Annotated in this window: 12 protein-coding genes; 5 read left to right on the forward strand and 7 right to left on the reverse strand. The window is 55.1% G+C overall.

Annotation, left to right across the window (positions count from 1 at the left end):
- Positions 1–29: 29 nt before the first annotated feature.
- The 4 genes from ASE98_RS19160 to ASE98_RS19175 form a co-directional block, all read right to left on the reverse strand.
- A complete protein-coding gene (locus ASE98_RS19160; protein ID WP_236707810.1) occupies positions 30–4,427 on the reverse strand; it encodes an RHS repeat domain-containing protein in 4,398 nt (1,465 codons plus the stop codon).
- 911 nt (positions 4,428–5,338) lie between these two features.
- Positions 5,339–8,233 carry a hypothetical protein gene (locus ASE98_RS19165; protein ID WP_060542889.1) on the reverse strand — a complete coding sequence of 965 codons (2,895 nt, stop codon included), beginning with the start codon at positions 8,231–8,233 and terminating at the stop codon, positions 5,339–5,341.
- A gap of 33 nt (positions 8,234–8,266) precedes the next feature.
- Positions 8,267–10,624: a hypothetical protein gene (locus ASE98_RS19170; RefSeq protein ID WP_060542890.1), complete on the reverse strand. Its 2,358-nt coding sequence runs from the start codon at positions 10,622–10,624 to the stop codon at positions 8,267–8,269.
- A gap of 51 nt (positions 10,625–10,675) precedes the next feature.
- On the reverse strand, positions 10,676–12,511 hold the full coding sequence (locus ASE98_RS19175) for a hypothetical protein (RefSeq protein WP_156465528.1): 1,836 nt from the start codon (positions 12,509–12,511) through the stop codon (positions 10,676–10,678).
- A 94-nt stretch (positions 12,512–12,605) separates the two neighbouring features.
- Between ASE98_RS19175 and ASE98_RS26695 the strand changes: the two genes are divergently transcribed.
- The 4 genes from ASE98_RS26695 to ASE98_RS19185 all read left to right on the forward strand — a co-directional run bounded on the left by ASE98_RS26695 (position 12,606) and on the right by ASE98_RS19185 (position 18,256).
- Positions 12,606–12,791, forward strand: coding sequence for a hypothetical protein (locus ASE98_RS26695; protein WP_156465529.1), 186 nt, complete (start codon positions 12,606–12,608; stop codon positions 12,789–12,791).
- A gap of 85 nt (positions 12,792–12,876) precedes the next feature.
- Positions 12,877–13,383 (forward strand): hypothetical protein, encoded by a 507-nt coding sequence (locus ASE98_RS26700; RefSeq protein ID WP_156465530.1) that lies wholly within the window; start codon positions 12,877–12,879, stop codon positions 13,381–13,383.
- Between the two features lie 77 nt (positions 13,384–13,460).
- Entirely contained in the window at positions 13,461–17,384 is a 3,924-nt protein-coding gene (locus ASE98_RS19180; protein ID WP_060542892.1) for an RHS repeat domain-containing protein, read from the forward strand.
- Positions 17,384–18,256, forward strand: coding sequence for an RHS repeat-associated core domain-containing protein (locus tag ASE98_RS19185; RefSeq protein ID WP_060542893.1), 873 nt, complete (start codon positions 17,384–17,386; stop codon positions 18,254–18,256). Before ASE98_RS19180 ends, ASE98_RS19185 begins: the two co-directional genes overlap by 1 nt.
- Positions 18,257–18,352: 96 nt before the next feature.
- Here the strand turns inward: ASE98_RS19185 and ASE98_RS19190 are convergent, their stop codons facing one another.
- The gene (locus tag ASE98_RS19190; protein ID WP_060542894.1) at positions 18,353–19,099 is read right to left on the reverse strand and encodes a response regulator transcription factor; all 747 of its coding nucleotides are present in this window, start codon (positions 19,097–19,099) and stop codon (positions 18,353–18,355) included.
- A gap of 51 nt (positions 19,100–19,150) precedes the next feature.
- Positions 19,151–19,435, reverse strand: a complete 285-nt coding sequence (locus ASE98_RS19195; RefSeq protein ID WP_060542895.1) for a LuxR family transcriptional regulator — start codon at positions 19,433–19,435, stop codon at positions 19,151–19,153.
- A gap of 466 nt (positions 19,436–19,901) precedes the next feature.
- Between ASE98_RS19195 and ASE98_RS19205 the strand changes: the two genes are divergently transcribed.
- The gene (locus ASE98_RS19205; protein WP_060542897.1) at positions 19,902–21,125 is read left to right on the forward strand and encodes a pyridoxal phosphate-dependent aminotransferase; all 1,224 of its coding nucleotides are present in this window, start codon (positions 19,902–19,904) and stop codon (positions 21,123–21,125) included.
- Between the two features lie 53 nt (positions 21,126–21,178).
- On the opposite strand, the gene ASE98_RS19210 is transcribed toward ASE98_RS19205, so the two are convergent.
- Positions 21,179–21,823 (reverse strand): DUF1345 domain-containing protein, encoded by a 645-nt coding sequence (locus ASE98_RS19210; protein WP_060542898.1) that lies wholly within the window; start codon positions 21,821–21,823, stop codon positions 21,179–21,181.
- Positions 21,824–21,883 lie beyond the last annotated feature (60 nt).

Below are 21,883 nucleotides of genomic sequence, written 5' to 3' on the forward strand. Positions count from 1 at the left end.
CAGCAGGGGCGCGTGCTATAACTTATGTCTTACATACGAACTCCTCCTTCGTTAAGGTAAACTCGAAACTCCGTCTGTTTTGGTGCAAACTTTCCGTCGCCAAGAGATTTCCAATTACCAAAACTAGCCGATGATCGAGTCGGGATCGGGGACGGGGGTACGTTTTCTGAAGAAGTTGTGACTAAATTCTCGGAGATCGAAGGCGCCCGGACATTGGTATTAGTTGACCCTGAAGGCGGATCAATATCGGGTAAACTTGGATCATAAATTGAGGAAGAAGAACGCCTGGAAGCTGGGTTGTTCAGACTTTCCTGAGATAGGCTTGCTTGTCGGGGGCGTTCTTGTGGAACCTCGTTCAGATCGCCGGGAATAGAGCCAGATCTTGATCGACCACTTGAAACAGATGCGCGGGGTGTCGGTGTATTCTGAGGCCGCTTAAAATAACCTACCGAGCCCACAGTTGCCCCAAGCGCCACCAAGATTGAGCCAACGGCCACAAAATTGTCATCTTCCACGATAACGCCATACGTGGTAGCAGCAGCCCCTAGCGTTGCCAAGACCGCGCCGCCCCATGCTGCAATAGCAGCCAATCCAACTCCTGCTGTAAACCAGGCAACGCCGACTAGAACCACTGCAACGAGCACAACAGCAAAAATGGCGGCAATTTTTCCAAGCAAACCTCCCGTTGTCTCTTTGACGGGATCCTTCTGTGGGTCGTCCGGCCGATCATTGGTAGGTCGGTGGCCGGTCGGGTCGCGGAAGGTGACGGGATTGCCCAGGCCATACACATAGGGGTTGACCCCGCCGGAGCCGAACGGGCTGAAAGAATCCGGGCTGTGAAAGCGTTGCAAGTTCGGATTGTAGGCACGATAGCCGCGCCCCAGCAGATACCATTGCGTAACTTCCTCGTACACTTCGCAGTTGAAAGCCAGCAAGCTGCGCAGTTCGTCTTCGCTGCTGCGAGCACCGTAGGCAGTGTAAGCCACTGTTTTTATCCCAGATTGCAAAATTTCGCCGATGACATGGGGGCTGGCGTCCGTCATCAGCAGAATGGTTTGTGCGGGATCATCGCTTCGCTCCTGGCCCAAGGGCCGATCGCCGTCGAACAGGTACTGAGTGTACGTGTCACCCTGGCGCGTGTGACTGAGGCTATAGCCTTGGTAAAACCGCAGGGTTTCGCGTTCATTGCCCAGACGGATTCCCACCAGATGGTTGTGCCCGTCATAACGGTAGGTCACCAGGGCTTGTAGCCCTGTCGGGTCCTTGACAGCGATCAGACGCCCCTGGCTGTCGTAGATCAGGCGACGATTCTGTTCGTCGTTGAGCATATTGCCATTGGCATCGTATTCGAATGCCTGGCAGGGCGAATAGCCTCCGTCGGTATAGGTATGAGTAATCTGGGTCAACTGACAGGGATCATCAGGGGCATAGGTGAACGTTGCGATATCACTCAGTCCATTGTCGAATTGCGTGACAACGCGCTTAACATTGTCCAGCCCATCGAACGTGAATCTCTGGCTGATGATCGCATTGCCGTAGGCATCCTTGGGCAGGGCTTTGCTGGTGCCCGTACACTTGTGATGTACAAGCCGGTTACGCGGGTCATAGTCAAACTCTTCCTTGAGCAGGCTGCGCCCATCCAGACTCAGTTGTCGGCTTTTGAGCTGGTTGTCTCCCTGCCAGGTCTGGATTATGGTGCGGGGCGGTTGATTATCCACCCTCAGGGTACGTTCAATTTCTCGGTTCTGGGTGTCGTATCGCATTTCAACGACCAGCGTCACGCCCGAGACCGTGTTGCGCGTGGTAGTGCGGTGAAGCTGTCCAAGAGCGTTATATTCAAAGTCGGCTTTTAAAGAGCCTTGGGTGACTGAACAGGGTCGTCCGCATTTGTCATAAGTTTGAAGGTTTTCAAGGCCGCCGGTATCACGGCGGCTGATTTGACGTCCCAAGAGGGAGGTGACGTAATCGGTTTCCTGGGCTGTACCGTCAGTGTCGGTCCAGCTTTCATGCGCCAGTTGACCATTGGGTGAATAGCGGTAAGTGCGCTGGCCATGGCTATTGATCGCCTTGGTGATACCCCCGGTTTTGGGGTCATAGCTGTACGTCGCAGGCTGGCTCTCGCAGGTCTTGATGGATAAAGGCTGTTGGGTCAGTTCTGGCTTGTATTCATAGTCGAACGTTTCCAGCGCAGTGATACGTTGGCTGGGCTGCATCTGAGCGCCCGCATAGCGATATCGTTCGGTTCGCAGATTGCCCGCCGACCCAGTACTTCTTTCCGTCAGACGCAGGAGACTGTCAAATGTCTGGTGACCGACCGTTACTTCGGGTTGGGCGATGTTTCCCGGTATAACCTTTAACCGGGTCACGTGCTGGCCAAAACTTTGCTGTGCAAACTCCCTGGTGACCTTCGTGTTGTCGGCGAGCGTGGTCGCCTCCACACGCTCCCACACGTCGTAAGAGAAATGTGTGGTGCGCTCCTGCCCATCGTACAACTCAATTTGTTCTACGCAGTTGCTGTTGCCATCGTAGAGAAACTGTGTGGCTCCAACGGTTGGTAGTCCCGTCTCACCCAGTAATCGCTGAAGGTGTTCGGCGACCGGGCGCTCGGGTTGTTGCTGGCATCGCTCGATCAACGGCTGGGCGTCCAGTCGTTCAAAACGCTCCAGCTTACCGAAATCGTTGTATTCGCCCCCCGTCAGACCACTGATCGTAATCTCTGTTTGCGCGCCGGGCGTTTCCAGCCAGCGATACTCGATGGGCCCCTTTTTGCCAAACGGCGACCATAAGAGATTGTTTACGCTACCGTCCGGGTTAGTGGTACGGCACTCGACACCCCAGGCGTCGTACTCGAACTGCTGGCGCAACTTGATACATTTATCTTCCAGCCAGTAGTCGTAGCTGATCTGTTCAAAACAATTGTTCCGTTCATCGTAGCTGGCGGCAAAAATCTGCCGTGGCGTTTCTGATTTTTCCGCGTATGCCTGGTAAATCATCCGCCCCATCCCGTCGTAGCGGGTATGGGTGGTCGCGCCCGTGGTTTCGGTCACACTCTGAGACGCCTGTTGCCCGTCGATGCTGGTCAAGGTATAGGTGTAAACCCGCTCGGCGCTAACATCAGGGGATGAGGGCGAGACGACTTCCCTGGTGATTCGACCCAGCGCATCGAATTGGCGTAGCAGTTGCACGCCGTCGAGATCAGTGGACAGAACGACTTCTCCGGTGACCAACGAGTGTTGTTGAAGTATTGATTTCTCGATGCTGTCAAAACCGGTAAACAATTCAGTGGTCTGCAGCACCGGTTGCCCGGTCAGCGCACTGTTCAACCGCTGGTATTCATACGAAGTCGTGCTGGTTTTGCCATTGAGGGTGGTCAGCAATGTAACTGGGCGGCCATGCAGGAACGCATCCGCCGGCAGCTCGTGATAGGTGCGTTGGGTCTGTTGCAAAGTGGTGTCGGTGGCGCCGTTGACCTGCGCCAGGGTCTCGCTCTCGATCGCCAGCCAGTCGGGCTGCCCGCTGCCGGTCAAGGCTTTGTGCGCCGCATAACGCAAGCGGGTGCGCAGTGTCGGGGCGCCCGGTTCGCCTTGGGGCGACGGGGTGACCAGGGTATCTTTGAGGTTGCGCACAAAGCGGTCCGGCGGGCAGCCGTCCTCGCCCTCCTTGAGGTAGTAGGTGTAGGTGGTCACACGGCCATTGGGCTCGACCTGTCTGGTCTGATTACCGTCCGTGTCAAAATCAGTTTCTGCCACTTCTGCGCGGTATTGGGTGGGGTCCTTGTCGATCGTCCAGATGGTGGTGACCTTCCTGGGCAACTGAAATTGCGCGACCTGCTGCTCGAACGGTTTGTCTTCGGCGTAGTAGTCGGTCTTGACCTGTTTGATACATTTTTGCTGGGTGGTTGTTTCTTCGGTCAGCAAATGAAAACGGTTGTAGGTGCGCTTCACGGTGCGCACCACCTTGGGGTTGTTTAGGTCGGTGGCATCCATTAGCGTGGCGGTGCTGCCGTATTCATAATGGGTGACCACTTTGTACAGCGGGTCCATGCCTTCTTCCCAACTGACGGTTTCCCCGAACCCCAGGAAATTATGGCTGGTGTAGCTGAAGTCGACCTGGGTCATCGGTTGGCCGAAGCCGGGGTAGCTGCGATGACGGGTGACCCGCGGCAGGTTGGGCCGGCTGACGCCGCCCGGATAAGGGTGCCCCAGGTCACCGTAGTCAAGGGTTTCGCGCCCGCCCGTTGGCGTGTGGACTTCATGCAGGCAGAGAATGCCGCGGATCGGCCCGTTGCCGTAGCCAAACCGCCAGGACGCCTTGTCGGCGGTGGGCAACACGATACTGGTGACCCTGCCACTGCCGTTGAGGTTCATTTCATAGCGCGCCAGCGGGCCGCCACCGGGGCCGTCGTAGGGGCGTATGAGGATTTCCACCTGGGTGTCGTTGGGGCNGCCACTGCCGTTGAGGTTCATTTCATAGCGCGCCAGCGGGCCGCCACCGGGGCCGTCGTAGGGGCGTATGAGGATTTCCACCTGGGTGTCGTTGGGGCGGTTGATGCGCAACAGTTCGCCTTGGGCGTCCCTGATGCTAGCCAGGCGCTGGCCACCGCGGAAGTTGGCATAATCCAGCTCGATGCAGTGCCCGGCGGGCGAGTAGATCTTTTTGGGCAAGGCCACCCGATCAGTGCTGCTGCCACCGACCTCGAGCAACTCCACCAGCCCGGACTTGTGCGTCACGCGGTACCAGTCATTGCCCAGGTTTTGGAAGTGAAAGCTGTCGAGTTTTTTTTCCTTGATGGACGGCTCGGTCCCGCTGCCGGTGACCTTGAAGGTTTCCCCGGTGTGCAGGGACAGGATGCTGTTGTGCGGGGTGAACTGGGTCTGGTTGAGGTTCCAGCCCAGCCCCCAGCCGGAATCCAGGGTGTTGATCGGGTTGAAGGCCAGGCTCACGGGAAAGGCCGGGCCACCCAGCCAGTTGCTCTTGACCTCGGGGAAGTCGATGGAGAGGGTGTATTGCCCGGTACGGGGGTCGACACCGCCTTGCANCACGGGAAAGGCCGGGCCACCCAGCCAGTTGCTCTTGACCTCGGGGAAGTCGATGGAGAGGGTGTATTGCCCGGTACGGGGGTCGACACCGCCTTGCAAATAACTCATGAAAGCAAAAGCTTGGGAATGCACAGCACTGGACGTAGTCATGTCATGTGTACCTGATAAAATATTATATAAAAAATAATTGATTAATATTTCGGCAGGCGGCCAGCTTCAGGTCTGATTACATGGCAGGCCCGAAGACTGACTGATCGCCTCTTATGAACGCACCGTTGATCTGAACTAATCAATAGTGATCAAGTACGACTGATGGTCAACCTATTCCGACTGTCTTCTTTCGTTGGATTATCAAAAGCAATAATCAATGAATGTCGATTGCCTTCCTCGTCCACCAATACAATCTTGAGACCCGGATCCAGATGTTTACGGTACATTTTACGTTTATCACCCTCTGCCAGTCCGTCATACCAATACTTCACGTCATTCGTTCGGTGCAAACTCACCATCAACTCGCCGGAAGAGGGTTCTTCATTGATTACAAATGAACTGTCCAGTTTGATATTGCGCAACCTCATCAACCCCCAAAGATACGGATCGAACGTCAATCCTTGCGGAGCAGGGCTATCGCTATTTTCGAAGTTTGCCGGATTAAAGGCGATACCGGTAAAACTAACGAAATTCTCGTCGATCAATTCACTTTCCCACTGAATCGTCGAAACATTGCCTTCAATCGTTGCCGTGGAAAACAACACAGGAAAAGTCCCCACCCGCAGATACCTTAAACGCCAATAGTCGGTGGATTGACGGTAAAAACTGAATGTATCTCCTTCAGGATACAATTTACTGGGTGGTCCATCCTTACCAAGTTCATCCTGCGCTACGCGTTCACCTGCGAATTTATAATGACTAATGTCCGCCGTGGGTGACGCGATACCCTGCACGGTGATTTCAGAGCCCTCTGCCATTGGCTGATTAGAGTTAAAAGTGCCCTTATCCGAATTGAACTGCGCATAAAAGGTGTGGCTGCCCTGCTTTGTTAGCTGGATCCACAGTTCGCGGTACCGCACACCATTGTTCTGCGGCGCCGGGACTGAGACCGAGTTGGGCGTCGCTGCGTTAGAGGGGGAAAAAAGTTTGAATCGATTCCTTTTTTTATTCACCGCCCAGTCGATCCCGCTCTCGTATTCAATGCCTTCCTGACCTGCGGGCACGAACGGCACGGGGCTGTGCGAAGATGCATGAACCAGCCGCAGGGTCGACAAGTGTGCGTCGCTGACCGGTATGTAGACATTCTCGCCACCAATTTCTACCGGACTGGTCTCAATCTTGACCATTACGGCAATCTGTTGATAGCCATTGCTGAAGCACTGGTTCAGTCCGCCGCTGGCGACGATTGAAAACGTTGCGAGCTCTGACCAGGTGGGGTCTGGCATCTTTTGCTTGGTGAGTTCGATGATGCTCAAGCCGCTGGCCCTGACCGTTCCGTTAACCAGGTAGGAACACCTCACCACGCTGACTCGGGTAGTGGGATCCTTTGGTGGTGTGAACAACCCGGTTTCATCCACTTCACCTTCACCAATGACAACCCACTTGGCGTTATCCGGTTCAAGATCGGCATACAGCTGGATCGGTGTATCCTCACTTATCGCCGCGACGTAAGGCGGATCGACCGGCCACAAGTGGGGTGACTTCATCAACACAATCGATGCGTCTATCGTCTCTTTGGTCTGGGAATCGGTGACCCTGATGGTCTGGACTTTCACCTGCTCACTCAGTTCCGCAGGAGGTTTGTAAATGGCGTTATTGTTATCGACAACCGTCAAAGTCCCCTCAGATGGCTTGAGAACAGGCCACTGCAATGAACCGCCACTCAGCGTGAACGCTGTCAGTGGAATGCCCGCGGCCCCGATTGCACTGGTGCAAACGCGCGGCGAGATGCTCATGCTTTCGTAGACCCCCAGCACAAATGCCGAACTCGTGCGCTGTACTCCTCCCATGGCATATTGCGCCGTCACCACGACAGGCTGTTGCTCTTTGCCCATTCGTGATGGGGCTGGCGTCGTGTACACACCACCGGTCGACGTGATGGTACCCACTGAAAGCGGGCTGACGGGGTTGCTGACTTGCCATTGGGCACTCACCGTTGTGCCGTCACTTTTACGGGCGGTAAACGCCTGAGTGTTACCAGACTTGAGGTAGATGAACGGCGGGTCGATGCTCACGCTTTCGTCCGTCGGCTTGAGGTTACCGAGTATCAGCAGATCGTTGGGTGTGTGCCGCCCGTTAAGGCTTTCGACAAACAGGTTTTCGCCGGGCAGAATCAGGTTTTTGAGTACGTCCAACTGCACTTCGTCAAGCAGCTCGAGCAAGTCCTGGCTCAACACCATCGATGCCGAGTACAACGGCTTGCCAGCGCTCAGATCGTCCGGAATCAAGTAGGGGAAGCCGCTGCCTTCAATGGGAAATAAACCATCTTTCTCATTGAACTTCAGGCGGACAAACACCAACACCGCACCATCGTCATCCTTTTCTTCTCTACCGGGCACTTTCTGCGTGCGAATATAGAAATCGGTTGGACTCAATGGATTATTACCGCTCAAATCCAACAGCCCAAGCTCAAAGGTGCGCATGTCCTCCGGTAGCAGCGTCAGGTACTCTTTAATAAAAGCGGCCACGGGCTTCGTAACACCTGGCAGCCCTCCCAGATTACAAGTCAACTCCTCGGCGCGGCCCAAATCCAGGGCCACTCGACCTCGCTTATCCACACTGCCTTTAATCTGGTTAACGCTGACCTTCATTTCGATCTTGTAGCCCATGGCTTCAGTGATCTTGAAGGTGGACATCAACTGCTGTGCTCCGTCGCCCAGTGGCCGACTGATGGCCGTGTAGCTGCCCGCGACAATATTCATGCTCACTGTCACGAAAGACTGATTCAGTAACGCCTTTCGAAAGGACAGCACCGGTTGGCCCAAAACCAGACCTTCCAGTTTCATCGACTCAGTCCTGCTCTCGGTAAAGACCTCACCCGTGATAGGCGGAATAAAACGGCCTTTGTCCAACCACGCAAGGTATTGCTCTTGCAGCATACGATTGAGTTGCGCCCGGCCGAACGCCAGCACTGCCCCCCAACCGCTGGTAATCGAGCCCCTTTTCATTTTTTCGAGCAAACTATTTAGCGAATGAGTCGCCATGACTTTCTCTCCCGACATTGAGTGAACAACCGATTACTGAGCATCTGTGCTGAGCAACTGACGAAGGGTTTCTGGGGGGAGACTGAAAAACGGCACTGGCAAGATCAAGTAACCGTAATCGTCCGGCTGATTCCTGATGCCGGGAGCGCAGACAGTGACCAGCACATATTTGTCCGGGCCGGCAGGGTTCACTGTGAGCAGACCTTTTTCGGCATCGATCTGCGCAGATCCGCCACCTAGCACTACCTCCCATGTTTCTTCAAAGTCACCCGGATTAATGGGGCCTTCTTCGCCCAGGATGGCGAGCTGAAACTGGTTATCCGGCAAGCCAGGTTTTTCGACGATCCCCACGTTCAGCGTGATCCCCCGATGCAGGACCAATACCCGTGCCGTCTCACTCAATTTAGTCCGTGGGTTGTGCACAACGATCGTGTCGACAGTGGGCGGCGATCTGGATATCCGCGGCCCCGGCACATAGACGTGATCCTTTCTTTCTGCGGGATCGGTATTGGGATGCGGCCGTACCACCGCACCCGAGGAAGGATCCTGGATGGACCAGGTCAACGGCCCGCCGTCCACGGTTCCGGCCGAGACGTCAAGCGCCAGCGTATCTCCGGCCGTGGCAACCCGGATCATCGGATTGACGGTGATGGCTTGGCGCAACACCGTGACCAACGCCGAACTGGTACGGCCGCCAGCACTGGCGGAAACCCTTACGCGCACGAAACTACCCTTGAGCTGGGCGCCTGTGGGGGCGGTATAAAGCCCCGTCGCGGGATTAATGGCACCCTTGGGAACCGTCTCGCCAAGGATGTTATGCACCTCCCATTTCAGGTCGGTGCGCGACGGTTGGGTGGTGAACTGGAATGTTTCGCCGGGACCGACCAGCTGTTGCACTTGATTGATACTGAAGCCGGATGGGCCGGGGCCGACATGTCCAAACAGCGCTACGTCGGTAGGGAATTCAGCCCTCTTGAACTGCACTGCATCTGTGCCGCGAAACAGAAGACTGTTAAGGGTAAATACATTAATACTTTGCGCACTGCCGATGAAATCGGTTATAGCTTCGTCAAACAGACGTCTCATCCACTGATTGTAGGCTTGCAGCACCTCTGGATAGAAATAATACTGACTATTAGCTCTACAATTGATTTGATAGCGACTTTCAGGGGACACCTCGATACGAAAATCTTGATTTTCTCCAATAACATAATCGAATACAACATTTATATCCCAGACTACCCAGATGGGCTCAGTCAAGTTGAAATCGTTTTCACTCAACGGCTGATAAATATCGGGCTCTTTCCACTCAACAGAAAGCTTCCCATCACTCGTATTTAGCGAAAAATAGTCTTTTTCGTTTTTAGAGTGAGTATACGCAGTCGTATAGATTGACTTATATGTAATATCCTTAACAACTACTTGCTCTACCTGTCGTCGAGTTCTCTGCCCACTTTTGGCAATAAGCTTCAGGATCTTCAGTTTGTCAGCAGATCGCACCTCCTCATAGACTATTGATTGACTGTTTGAAATCTTTTTCAACCCATCGTCAAATATTTTCTTGATGAAAAACTCATGCCCCAACAACAGCGTTGCCGAATAGCCGTCCGGAAGTAAATATTTCAGATCTTTATTGAGAGTCGGCGGTCTGCCAAGGTCTCGCCCCTGCATCGCGATGAACACCAGAACAGCGCCCTCCCCCTCGTCTTCACCTGCCAATAGCCTGGCACCCGAACCTTTCTTGTTATGTGTACGAATAACAAACTTGTCCGGCTTCAAAAACTGTTTGTCATCGAACTTCAGTTCGTTCAACACGAAAATTTTCTGATCCTCCGACAAGGATTTGAAAGCGTGCTGCATGCGTTCGCCGGCCAGCTTATTAAAGACCTCAGATAAGCCACCGGTCAGTCGGTAGTTTTTCCCATTCGAAATATCCAGTTCCACGCGTCCTGCGGAACTCACCGACCCACGAGCCGCAATGAGATCGACATCAAAACTTAATTTCTCCCCATCCAGTACATCCTCATGGGAAAGTTTGCTCACGTTCCAAACAGTGGTACCTTGCTGCTTTTCAAAATGCACGCGCGAGCCGCCAACGACATTCATGCTTATCTTGGCAGACGATTTTTCCAGCTCTGAACCCGCGAATGAAATCTTCGGAGAGTCCAACTGGTAGTTATTATAATATTCCTTGGAGTTCGGAGTCCCAGTATTTTTGACTTCTTCAGTAATGGGCCGAAGATAATTATCAGTACCGAAGCGATTGATATACTCCTGAAGCAGCACCTTATTTGTTTCACTGCGCCCATAGGCTACGACAGCATCGCAGCCAAATGTCCGAGGCTCTACTTTCAACCAGGTCAACAGTTCTGCAATGGAATTACTTTCCATGATCAATATCCTTTCATTAATAGAAAATCCACCGACTTGCGCCGATGACCGTCAACTAACAAGCTTCGGCGTGCTGTCCACAAAGTTGATATAAGAGTCGCCGCCATTGAAACTAACTTTCGCTTTCAGCGTGAATGGCTCATTGGGCTTGAGCGTACTGAGAAAAGCTTTTGGCAATTTTGCCGTTGCTTTCTTATTTCTGAACTCCGCCGCGGTAACCGGATGAGTGGCCTCGCGCACGAAAGTCCGGATACTACCGCCACTACGATCGACACCGAGGACTTCCATGATCAATAGTTGTCCCTCGGCCATGAATGGCCATGCGTCGTTGTGGGGCGAAGAGTGAATTTCCAGATCGGCACCGCCAATACCGACAGAGGACAACTTCATTTCGTTATTTACAATCTGCGGCGACGTCGTAAAGGGATACCGTGACGCGGGCAGTGGCGTGATGCGCACGTTGTAAGTGGCGGACTTTTCGCCGACGTTATCACCCGGTGCAAACACGCGATAAAACACGGGAAAATGCACATCCAGGCGCTCCGACATGTTGGCAGCCAGGACGGTGGCGGGAATGAAGTATTTCTTGCCGTTGCCTGGTATAGGCGTCAACGCAATGTGCCGCCCACCATTGGGATTACCCTCAAAATGCAGCTCTACTCTGCCCGAGCCAACTTCGGCCGTTGCGGGTATGCTGACATGGTCGCCACTGGTATTCGCCCTCAGAAATCCCTTGTCAGTGCCTTCACTTGTCGCGTTTTCGACAACCGGCATGGGCAGGTTCAACGGTTTACTGATATCCAATGGCAATGTATCAGCAGATTGCGCAACACCCTGACGGGCAAACTGATAAACCACGGCCACCTTGGAATTGCTATTGTCGGTCAGCCAACGGGGCTCGATCAGAAATTCGATGACCCCGCTGTCCACCGTCGACCGATCGGCCCGCAGTGCCTTGATGACATTTTTGGTCTTATCCGTGCCCGTCCAGTACACCAGCACCCAATCCCCCTCCTGAAGGGCTGCATAAGCAGGTTTTACCTGTAATACCAGCCCATCAGGATACTTCCCGGGATTGATCGGGCCCTCTTCGTGGCCCTTGACAGTGATGGGGTCTAACCGCTTGGCATCGGATTTGACCAAGTCCAGTGTTTGCACCTCGGAGTCACTTGGTTCCCCCACTCCGTTGGCATACTCGATACGATAACTTAACTCGCCATCTTGAACCGGATAGTCGAACTGGGCTTTCGGGACCGTGAACGTCAGCGGCTGGCCCAACTCCTCAGCCTTGATTGTTTTCTTTTGTTTAAAGGGGTCCTCCGGGATCCCGGCATAGTACCCTTGCCAGGTGAGAATCACGGTGTCCCCAACGCTCATCGCGTTATAAGGCGGTACCACGGCAGTGGCACCCGCAGGGTCGAGTTCATCCGGGTCCAATGCACACCCATGGGATTCCTTGATCTGCGGCACCGGTAAACTGCTGACTTTGTCTGGGCGTTTACCCACATAGCAGAAGGTTCGCAGGGACTCTGGCCCCCGGAATGCTGGATCAGAAGCCTTACCGAGCGCGTACGAATAAAAGGCCCAGCCTTGATCAAGCTGCTTGAGCAGTCCATTGGGTACCAGCACCGGCATTCCCGACTCAGGGGTGTACCCCCCTTCAATCGAAACATCCACTCGGGCATTGAAGTGATCGGCGATTGCACCCTGTGCTCCACAGCCTCGCCAGTTCGGCCAAAATACGTCGTCGATGGCAATATCGGGGTATTTGATATAGGTCATCAGAGCATCACTGCCCAACTGGTCCAGATCGATCCAGTCGCCAGGCTGTAGATCCCGGATCACAGGACGGGGGTTCACATCCGCCATTTTTTTCTCCTTGGTCATTGGAATTCATCGACTATGAATCTCACAATAACGCCGAACTCAAGGAGCCGACCACTAACAGAACTACTAGGTTGTCAGGCGCTGGAAATGCGATATGCTTGAAGACTTTGATTTAACCCTGCTGTTTTGCTGCACTCAACCTTACTTCAATCGATATTTATCTTTATTGATCTCTGCGCCCTTCGACAGCTTGTATAGACCTGCCAGCGCATCACACTGTTCCGGCAAAAATCCTGAAAGCCTACGCCTTGCACGTGACGTAAACAACTATCTGTTCTGATAGGTTTCGACAACCCAATCAGGTGATAACGTTAGCCCAAACTCCGAATGTAAGTCCAACCCAACTCGTTACATGAGGCCACCAGATGAACCTCCAAAAATCAACCAGTATCGGGCTATTGCTCGCCACCTGTTTCTTATTATCCAGCGCCGTAATGGCTGAAACCTCTGCTAGTCGGGGTACTATTATTTTAAGAGACAAGGATAGTAACCGCTGCACCTTAAAAGCTCCCGAGCCGGGACAAACAGCAGTCTACGACTTGGAGAAAAGCGGGGAAGGAAAATGTGGTTATGATACTGCTCGCACCATCGCATTTTCAGAAATGCCTTCGGCTACAAAAATTTTTATTCATGACCATGCAGATTGCAGGGAGGACACAAGCAGGGATGGTTTTTATATAGAACTGAAAACAACAAAAAAAAACACAGAAACCACAATTATTGAAGTTGACTTCCTCACCACCTTTCAACCTGGCCTGATCATCGAACCAGGTTTGCAACTCACTCGCACCTGGAAAAAACATGGCTCCTCCGCAGCAGACAACACAGCTTGCGTAAAAATTATCACTTCAGCGCAGCCCCCATCTCCGTAGTGTCGATATACAAATACCGCTTGTCTTTTCGGACGACAGAATCATCTTGGAAATAATTAATAACGAGGCCCCAAAACATGACTTCTTCCAGAGCCGTGCATTCGCAAGCCTTTGGTTTCGTGAATCATATGCAAGGCGGTGTCGACCCCCGTACCGGGCAATACACCCTCTCCATCGACTTCCCCGAGGTCAAGAGCAACTGGCTGGGTGGCCCGGCCTTTCCCGTGAGCCTGGCCTTCAACCCGATCAACAYCCTGGATTCCGGCTACGGGCGGGGCTGGAACCTCAACCWGACCCAGTTCACCCCGCACAACAGCATCCTGTCCCTGCACACCGGGGAAACCTTCAAGGTCACCGGCAGCGGGACCGAGCCGTCCATCAAGGAAAAAAAACTCGACAGCTTTCACTTCAAAAACCTGGGCAATGACTGGTACCGCGTGACGCACAAGTCCGGGCTGGTGGAGTTGCTCGAGGTCGGTGGCAGCAGCACTGATCGGGTGGCCTTGCCCAAAAAGATCTACTCGCCCGCCGGGCACTGCATCGAGCTGGATTATGACGACTTCCGCGGTGGCCAGCGCCTGGCTAGCATCAGGGACGCCCAAGGTGAACTGTTGCGCATCAACCGCCCCAACGACACCCAGGTGGAAATCCTCATACGCCCCTACGACGGCCCCGGTGGCGGCCCGCTGGCGCGCTATGAAATGAGCCCCAACGACACCCAGGTGGAAATCCTCATACGCCCCTACGACGGCCCCGGTGGCGGCCCGCTGGCGCGCTATGAAATGAACCTCAACGGCAGTGGCTGGGTCACCAGCATCGTGTTGCCCACCCCCGACAAGGCGTCCTGGCGGTTTGGCTACGGCAACGGGCCGATCCGCGACATTCTCTGCCTGCATGAAGTCCACACGCCAACGGGCGGGCGCGAAACCCTTGACTACGGTGACCTCGGGCACCCTTATCCGGGCGGCGTCAGCCGGCCCAACCTGCCGCGGGTCACCCGTCATCGCAGCTACCCCGGCTTCGGCCAACCGATGATCCAGGTCGACTTCAGCTACACCAGCCAGAACTTCCTGGGGTTCGGGGAAACCGTCAGTTGGGAAGAAGGCATGGACCCGCTGTACAAAGTGCGCACCCATTATGATTACGGCAGCACCGCCACGCTGATGGACGCCACCGACCTGAACAACCCCAAGGTGGTGCGCACCGTGAAACGCACCTACAACCGCTTTCATTTGCTGACCGAAGAAACAACCACCCAGCAAAAATGTATCAAACAGGTCAAGACCGACTACTACGCCGAGGACATACCGTTTGAGCAGCAGGTCGCGCAATTTCAGCTGCCCAGGAAGGTCACCTCCATCTGGACAATCGACAAGGACCCCACCCAATACCGCGAGGAAGTGGCAGAGAGTGCTTTTGACACGGACGGCAATCAGACCAGGCAGGTCGAGCCCAATGGCCGCGTGACCACCTACACCTACTACCTCAAGGCGGGCGAAGACGGTTGCCCGCCGGACCGTTTTGTGCGCAACCTCAAAGACACCCTGGTCACCCCGTCGCCCCAAGGCAAACCGGGCGCCCCGACACTGCGTACGCGCTTGCGTTATGCGGCGCACCAAGCCTTGACCGGTAGCGAGCAGCCCGACTGGCTGGCGGTCGAGAGCGAGACCCTGGCGCAGATCAACGGCGCCAGCGACACTATTTTGCAACAGACCCAACGTACCTATCACGTGGAGCCGGCGGATGCGTTCCTGCATGCTCGCCTGCAAACCGAGCAAACCACACTCAATGGCAAAACCAGCACGACGTCATATGAATACGAGAGGTTGTACAGCGCACTGGCTGGGGCGACGGTGCTGCAGACCACTGCAACCTTCAAGGGTTTCGATGATGTGCCCGGTAAAAAGGAAGTTCGTAAAAAGATCATCAGTGAGGACTCACTGCTACACGGTCAGCCTTTGCTGACCCGCGACGACAATGAAACGAGAATTCGCTACGTCTACGATCCACTGAATCGGGTGCTGAGTGAGACCGTCGCCCCGGGCGAGCCTGAATTCGAAGCTACGCGTCATTATGAATACTACCTGACATCCATTGCCGGGCAGCAGGCCAGTCAGGTGGTCACCGATGTCAAAGGGGTGAAGACCCGAAGCCTGGTCGACGGCCTCAACCGCCCGATATACGAAGAGCGCCATGACGCGGACAACCCGCAGCGCGCCGACAAATACCGCCAGACCTGGTCCGCCTCGTACGATCTGTACGGAAACCTGAGGGAGGAAACTCACTACGACTGGCGGGGGGCGCAGCAGGTCGCTCAGACCAGCACATTCGAATACGACGATTGGGGCATGCAGCGCAGTGTCACCGGCCCGGACGGTGTAATGGACTATGAGGAAACCAATCCGATTGGCACTTCCGGGTGGCGAGGGCCGATCCAGAGCAGTTGGCGAGAGGGGCCGGGAAAAGTCGGCGGCAAGGTAGTGACTTACCTGAATCTGTTCGAGAAGCCCGATCACGTTGAGCGATTCGAGATTGACCAATCGCTGGTGAGTAAACATCAATACGTCTATGACGGGTTTGGAAGAACGGTTGAGGAAACCGATGCGAGCGATGCCACCACAACATATGCTTACGATGCTTTTGACCGGTTGATCATCAACGGTCTGCCGGGTGGCGCCGAGGTTCGCCGCTGTTACGCCGAGCACAGTTCCGCAGACTTGCCGACGAAAATCAGTGTCGACGATGTCGTGCTTGGCGAGCAAACGTTCGATGGCCTGGATCGGATGATTGAATCGATCACCGGTGGACGCGTGCAAAGCTTCACCTACAACCCGGGCCAAACCCAACCGGCGACGGTCACCACCGCCAGCAACCAAGTGATCAACTATGCCTACCAGCCCCAGTTGGGCGATGAACCGAGCCAGCGCAGTCTGCCCGATAAGGATCCGGCTGAATACGAGCGCGACGGTAAAAACGCTCGTCTTGTCCGTTGCAAGGAAGATGACCTGGAGCTGCAACGCGAATACTTCACCACCGGTGAAATGAAAAGCGAAACACGGGTGCAGGGCAATCAAACCGATGTCATGCATTATGACTACAGTCGACAGGGGCTTTTGCTCAGTTACACCGACGTACGAGATCAAGTTCAAACTTATCACTACGACGACCCTGGCCGCCTGGAGCACACCGAGCTGGGAACCACGTCTTCGGACTTTACCTTTGACGCCCTGGGACAGCCACTCACGATCAAAACCCGGGACAGCGCCAGCGGGCAACAGGTGACCATCAGCCTGGAACACGATGGATTGGGCCGCGAGATCAAGCGTACGTTTGACCTTGATGGCGTCCTGCAGGTGCTGAGCCAGGTCTATAACAAGGTCGATCTACTGGTGCGCAGAACATTGCGCGAAGGCCAGACATTGTTGCGTGATGAGACCTATGAATACGACCCGCGCGGGCGCCTGGTGCTTTATAAGTGCGAGGGCAGCGAACCACCGGTGGATCCCTATGGCAAGGCCATTGTCAGTCAGAGGTTCATGTTCGACGCCATGGATAATCTGAAGCGGGTGACGACGACTTACCAGGGGCCGGGGGGAACCACAAGTAACAACATCGCCACTTACAGCTACACCGGCACCGACCCGACGCAATTGTCCAGCGTGACCAACTCGGCCTCGGGTGACGGCTATCCCGCGCTCATCGAACTTGAGTATGACTGGGACGGCCGCATGACTCGTGATGAAGAAGGCCGGTTTCTGGAATACGACGCCTTGGGCCGCTTGATCCGCGTCAGTGCACTGGCGGGCGAGACGCCAACCGATTATGACTACGATCCGCTGGACAAGGTATCCGGGGGCAACGGCGACGGCGGGCCGGAGCAGCGCTTCTATCGTAACGGCGTGCTGGTCAACCGCATTCAGGGGGCAAGCCACAGCACCTTCATGCACGGCGATAACATGGTGCTCGCCGAGTACCAGGAAGGTGATGACCCAAAGTCTTGATGCTGCTCGGTGACCATAAAAATACGTTGCTGAGCGAGGCGAGTAACGGGGTGGTCAATCAGGTTGCGCATACCGCGTATGGCCATGCCAGTGCGCAACAGCCGATCAGTACGCAACTGCATTACAACGGGCAATTCAGCGAGCCGCAGACGGGGTGGCAGTTGTTGGGGAATGGGTATCGGGCTTATAACCCTAGATTGATGAAGTTTTTAAGTCCCGACAGTTTGAGTCCGTTTGGCGAGGGAGGAGTGAATAGGTACGCCTATTGCGAGGGTGAGCCGGTGTTGAGCGCGGATCCGGATGGGCATTCGGTATTTGGCAATATTCTGCGGATGTTCAGGCCTACTACTATCCAGGCTGCAAACGCCAAAGTTCCAAATGCGTTTCTTCAGAAACCGGAATCCAAAACTGGTCCAGCTTCGGTGCGGCCTATTCAGCATAAAGATGTAGGGCGGTTGAAGACGGTTGTGAGGGGGCGTGAGTCGGAGTTAAAAAATGTAGTCGAAAAGTGGGGCGAATGGAGTAGAACCCCTAGTAATGAACAGGGATACGACCGCCAATATGGTGTGGGAAGTTTCCGAAGGGCGGCTAATAGGGAAATTGGGGAGGCGGAAGATAACCTGAAATATTCCCAATATTTAAAGGGTTGGGCGCGCGATAATGTCGGAAAAATTGGAATAACAAAGGAGGCTTCAAAAACCTTGAAAGCAATAGCAAACGAGTTCAAGGCGTCCGCGGACAAAGTCAGGCAGGAGCAGCAACAACAATATCTTTATAAGCAACAGGTGCAATTTGATAAGCAAAACTTGGGAGCCAACAAAAATGTAAGGCGTAATGTTGTAAAAAGTTATTTGGGTGACGGAAGGAGTTAAACGTTTAATGTCTGGATGGTGGAGTGCAATGCCTCACCATCCAGCGTTTAATCGTTCACGACATACAAGCGGAATAGATTTTCATTGGGTCATTATCTACCCAAGCCCACTCACCCGCGCAAATTCCACCAACCCACCGTCATGGTCAAGTCCCAACTTGTCCATGGCGGTTCTTTTCTGCCTGCTGATGGTTTTTTCGCTGCGATTCAATTGCGCGGCAATCTGCCGGCCGGACAAGCCCTGGACAAACAACCGAACCACCTCCAGTTCACGCTCGGAAAGGCTCACCCGAGGCACCGCCACACTCGAGCATGGCAAGGTCTGGGCCTGCAGAATCGTGGCGAATGTCGAGCACAAGTGGCGCCTCCCTTTGATCACCGTATTGACCGCGCGCTTGAGTTCGCTCATGGGGCTGCGTTTGTCAAACAGTCCGTTCACGCCTGAGTTGAGCAAAGCCTGCAGCAGCGAAGGATTGCGCATCATGGTCATGACAATCAACGGCAGGTGGTCGAAATGGCGTTTCAGATAACTCATCAATGCCAGGCCGTCGGGAAAGCGCCCGTAGGGCATGGAATAATCGCTGATCAGCAAGTCGCACGGCGTGCGTTGCAAATGGCTGATCAGTTCATCGGCATTATGGGCCTGGGCGACAATCGAGAACGCTGACCCCGATCCTGGGCACAGGGCCGTTTCGGCCCCCATCAACACTACGGGGTGATCATCGGCGAGGATGATGCGCAAGGGGGAAATGATGCGGTGCCCGTACGGTACGGGGGTATCGTCACAGGCACTTGAATGGGTAGCTTCGGGTTGTGAGGGTGGTGGCATTTGTGCGGGGTTCATGGAATGTCTCAACAGGGGTCGATGTCACGCTGACCACTGCGCAAGGCCGGTTCAAGGCAATCGAATCAAGCCTTGTTCCAACGCCATGACCAAGGCGATCCAGCGCGAGCTCACGCCAAATTTTCGGCGGATATTGCAAAAATGATAATTCACACCCGCTTCGGTGCAGCTGATGATCCGGGCGATTTCCCAGGATGACTTGCCAGCGGCGCTCCACTGCAAGACTTCTTTCTCCCGGGTGGTGAGTTTGATTTTTTTCGCAGGCTTGCTTTCCCGTGGCAAGGCGTTGGGCAGGGCGGGCGAAGATCGAACTGAACTACTGATGGAGCGTTGCATGGTTGGATCTCCCATTCATCATCAATGACGGCGTGGGCGCGGCAGAATCTTCCTACTGCAGGATGGCGTGGTTCGCGCGGCCGTCCTTCAGGCACCTGGATAGGGGCCGGAGGCACGGGCTTTTTATAACGCGATTCAGGCCGTTTGGAACCTGTCAGATATTACAGGTGACGGACTTTAGCCAGATGTTGTAGAAATGGCTGTCAGTAAAAGCGCCGGCGTGTGTAGGAGTAGTCGCTGGTGTTTTTCATTCTGGAACTTGAAGGTTAATGTGCTGATTCAGTTGGTTTTTATTTTCAATACGGTTCTGCGCAACACTGAAATGTCGGGGCAGGCAAAGGGGCTCGGGCATGGCTCGCTTCTGGTGTGCACGGTCGGGGCCGTCCGTCGATTGGGTTGTCATGCTGGCGCGTTTGGCGATTTGAGGTAGGGTTGTGTCTGGGAGCCCGCGCGACAGGAGAAAGACATGCGCTATTCAGCCTTGACCCAACGAATCGCCGGAGACGGAGCGGCGGCCTGGCAGATTCATGATCGGGCGCTGCAATTGCGGGAGCAGGGCGTCGATGTGTTGCTGTTATCGATCGGCGATCCGGATTTCGCGACACCTGAGCCCATCGTCCAGGCAGCCATTGCCAGCTTGTTGGCCGGCGATACCCATTATCCGCCGGTGCGTGGCAGTCCAGGCTTGCGTGACAGCATCGCCCGCCGCCATCGGCAACGCTGCGGCCAGGCCGTTGACGCCAACCATGTAATCGTCCTTCCCGGGGCGCAGTGTGCGGTGTATTGCGTCGCGCAATGTCTGCTCGATCCGGGTGATGAAGTGATCGTCGCCGAGCCGATGTACGTGACCTACGAAGGCGTGCTCGGGGCTTGCGCGGCCAAAGTGGTGCCGGTTCCGGTGAGCGCGCAAAACGGTTTTCGCGTCGACCCGGCAGACGTCGCGGCCCGGATCACGCCCAGGACTCGCGCCATCTTGCTCAACAGTCCGAACAACCCGTCCGGTGCCAGTCTGCCGTTGAGCGTCTGGCAGCAATTGGCCGCGCTGTGCATTGGTCATGACTTGTGGCTGATCAGCGATGAGGTCTACAGCGAGCTACTGTACGAAGGCGCACACATCAGCCCCGCGAGCCTGCCGGGCATGGCCGAACGCACCGCGACCATCAACAGCCTGTCCAAATCCCACGCCATGAGTGGCTGGCGGGTAGGCTGGGTGATCGGGGCGAAACCGCTGATTGATCATCTGGAACATCTGTCGATGTGCATGCTGTTCGGCATTCCGGAATTTGTGCAGAAAGCCGCGCAAGTGGCGTTGGATGAAGAGCATCCGCAACTGGCACTGATGCGCGAGGAGTACCGGCGGCGCCGCGATCTGGTTTGCATCAGCCTCGGCGATTGTCCGGGCTTGCAGCCGATCTGGCCCGATGGCGGCATGTTCGTGATGGTCGACGTACGTGGAACGGGTGCGACCGCACAAGAGTTTTCGCAGCAATTACTCGAGCATTACAGCGTCTCGGTACTTGCCGGCGAGGCATTCGGAGCGAGTGCGGCAGGATACATCCGGATCGGATTAGTGCTCGACTGCAAACAATTGGCCAAGGCCTGTGAACGTATCGCCCTGTGCGCCAAAGCGTTCACCGAAAGGTTGTATCTGCGCGGGGCGGAAGTCGGAACGACCTTGGGTCGCGGGTAATGAAAACGCGTCTGCCATGGCACATACGATGTGCCTTTGCACTCACCTTGCTGCTAGTGACCAAACAATCCAGCGGCGATATTGATTGAAAATCCCAGGATCGCCGTATTAAACAAAAAGCCGATCAATGACTGCGCCAGCACGATCTTGCGCAACTCAGTGGTGGCCACGCCCACATCCGAGGTCTGTACCGCCACGCCGATGGTGAACGAGAAATACAAAAAGTCCCAGTAATTGGGGGTCGTCAAACCCTCGGCAAAACGCAACGCCGGTTCCTTGCCGCCCCAGGTGTAATACAACCGGGCGTAGTGCACGCTGAAAATCACACCGATCAACAGCCATGAGCCCATTACGGTCATTGCCGTGAAGCCGTAATGGGCCAGCCTGCGAGTAGTTTCCATGTCCTTGCTGCCGGCCAATTCCAAGGTGATGGTCGCCAGGCTGGCGAGTGCCGCGATGCACACGACAAACAATACCAACCCGGCATTTTCGTCTTCGATTTCGGCAATGCGTTTCACGTCCGGCGCTTTGGCGCGGGTGGCGAGCCAGATCATCAGCAGCAGGTAAGTCCAGACCCCGGCGTTCCAGCCGAAGAGGATTTTGCTGATGATCGAGTCGGACGGGGCCAGAATGCCCACCGCCACGCCCAGGGTGGCGGCGGCGGACAGGCGAGGGTGAGTGCGGGCGAGGAAGGGCATGGGCGCTCGAAGGGGCCGGGAGTGTGCGATCACCTTAGCCCAGTGCGATCCGTTGGACCA

It is taken from the genome of Pseudomonas sp. Leaf48, assembly GCF_001421885.1.
Taxonomy (GTDB): Bacteria; Pseudomonadota; Gammaproteobacteria; order Pseudomonadales; family Pseudomonadaceae; genus Aquipseudomonas.

What these genes read in the sequence shown, in the direction of transcription:
- ASE98_RS26695 (WP_156465529.1), top strand. Translation starts at nt 12,606, where the DNA reads ATGCTTGAAGACTTTGATTTAACCCTGCTGTTTTGCTGCACTCAACCT.
- ASE98_RS19170 (WP_060542890.1), bottom strand. Translation starts at nt 10,624, where the DNA reads ATGGAAAGTAATTCCATTGCAGAACTGTTGACCTGGTTGAAAGTAGAG.
- ASE98_RS19210 (WP_060542898.1), bottom strand. Translation starts at nt 21,823, where the DNA reads ATGCCCTTCCTCGCCCGCACTCACCCTCGCCTGTCCGCCGCCGCCACC.
- ASE98_RS19175 (WP_156465528.1), bottom strand. Translation starts at nt 12,511, where the DNA reads ATGACCAAGGAGAAAAAAATGGCGGATGTGAACCCCCGTCCTGTGATC.
- ASE98_RS19185 (WP_060542893.1), top strand. Translation starts at nt 17,384, where the DNA reads ATGCTGCTCGGTGACCATAAAAATACGTTGCTGAGCGAGGCGAGTAAC.
- ASE98_RS19195 (WP_060542895.1), bottom strand. Translation starts at nt 19,435, where the DNA reads ATGCAACGCTCCATCAGTAGTTCAGTTCGATCTTCGCCCGCCCTGCCC.
- ASE98_RS26700 (WP_156465530.1), top strand. Translation starts at nt 12,877, where the DNA reads ATGAACCTCCAAAAATCAACCAGTATCGGGCTATTGCTCGCCACCTGT.
- ASE98_RS19205 (WP_060542897.1), top strand. Translation starts at nt 19,902, where the DNA reads ATGCGCTATTCAGCCTTGACCCAACGAATCGCCGGAGACGGAGCGGCG.
- ASE98_RS19190 (WP_060542894.1), bottom strand. Translation starts at nt 19,099, where the DNA reads ATGAACCCCGCACAAATGCCACCACCCTCACAACCCGAAGCTACCCAT.
- ASE98_RS19165 (WP_060542889.1), bottom strand. Translation starts at nt 8,233, where the DNA reads ATGGCGACTCATTCGCTAAATAGTTTGCTCGAAAAAATGAAAAGGGGC.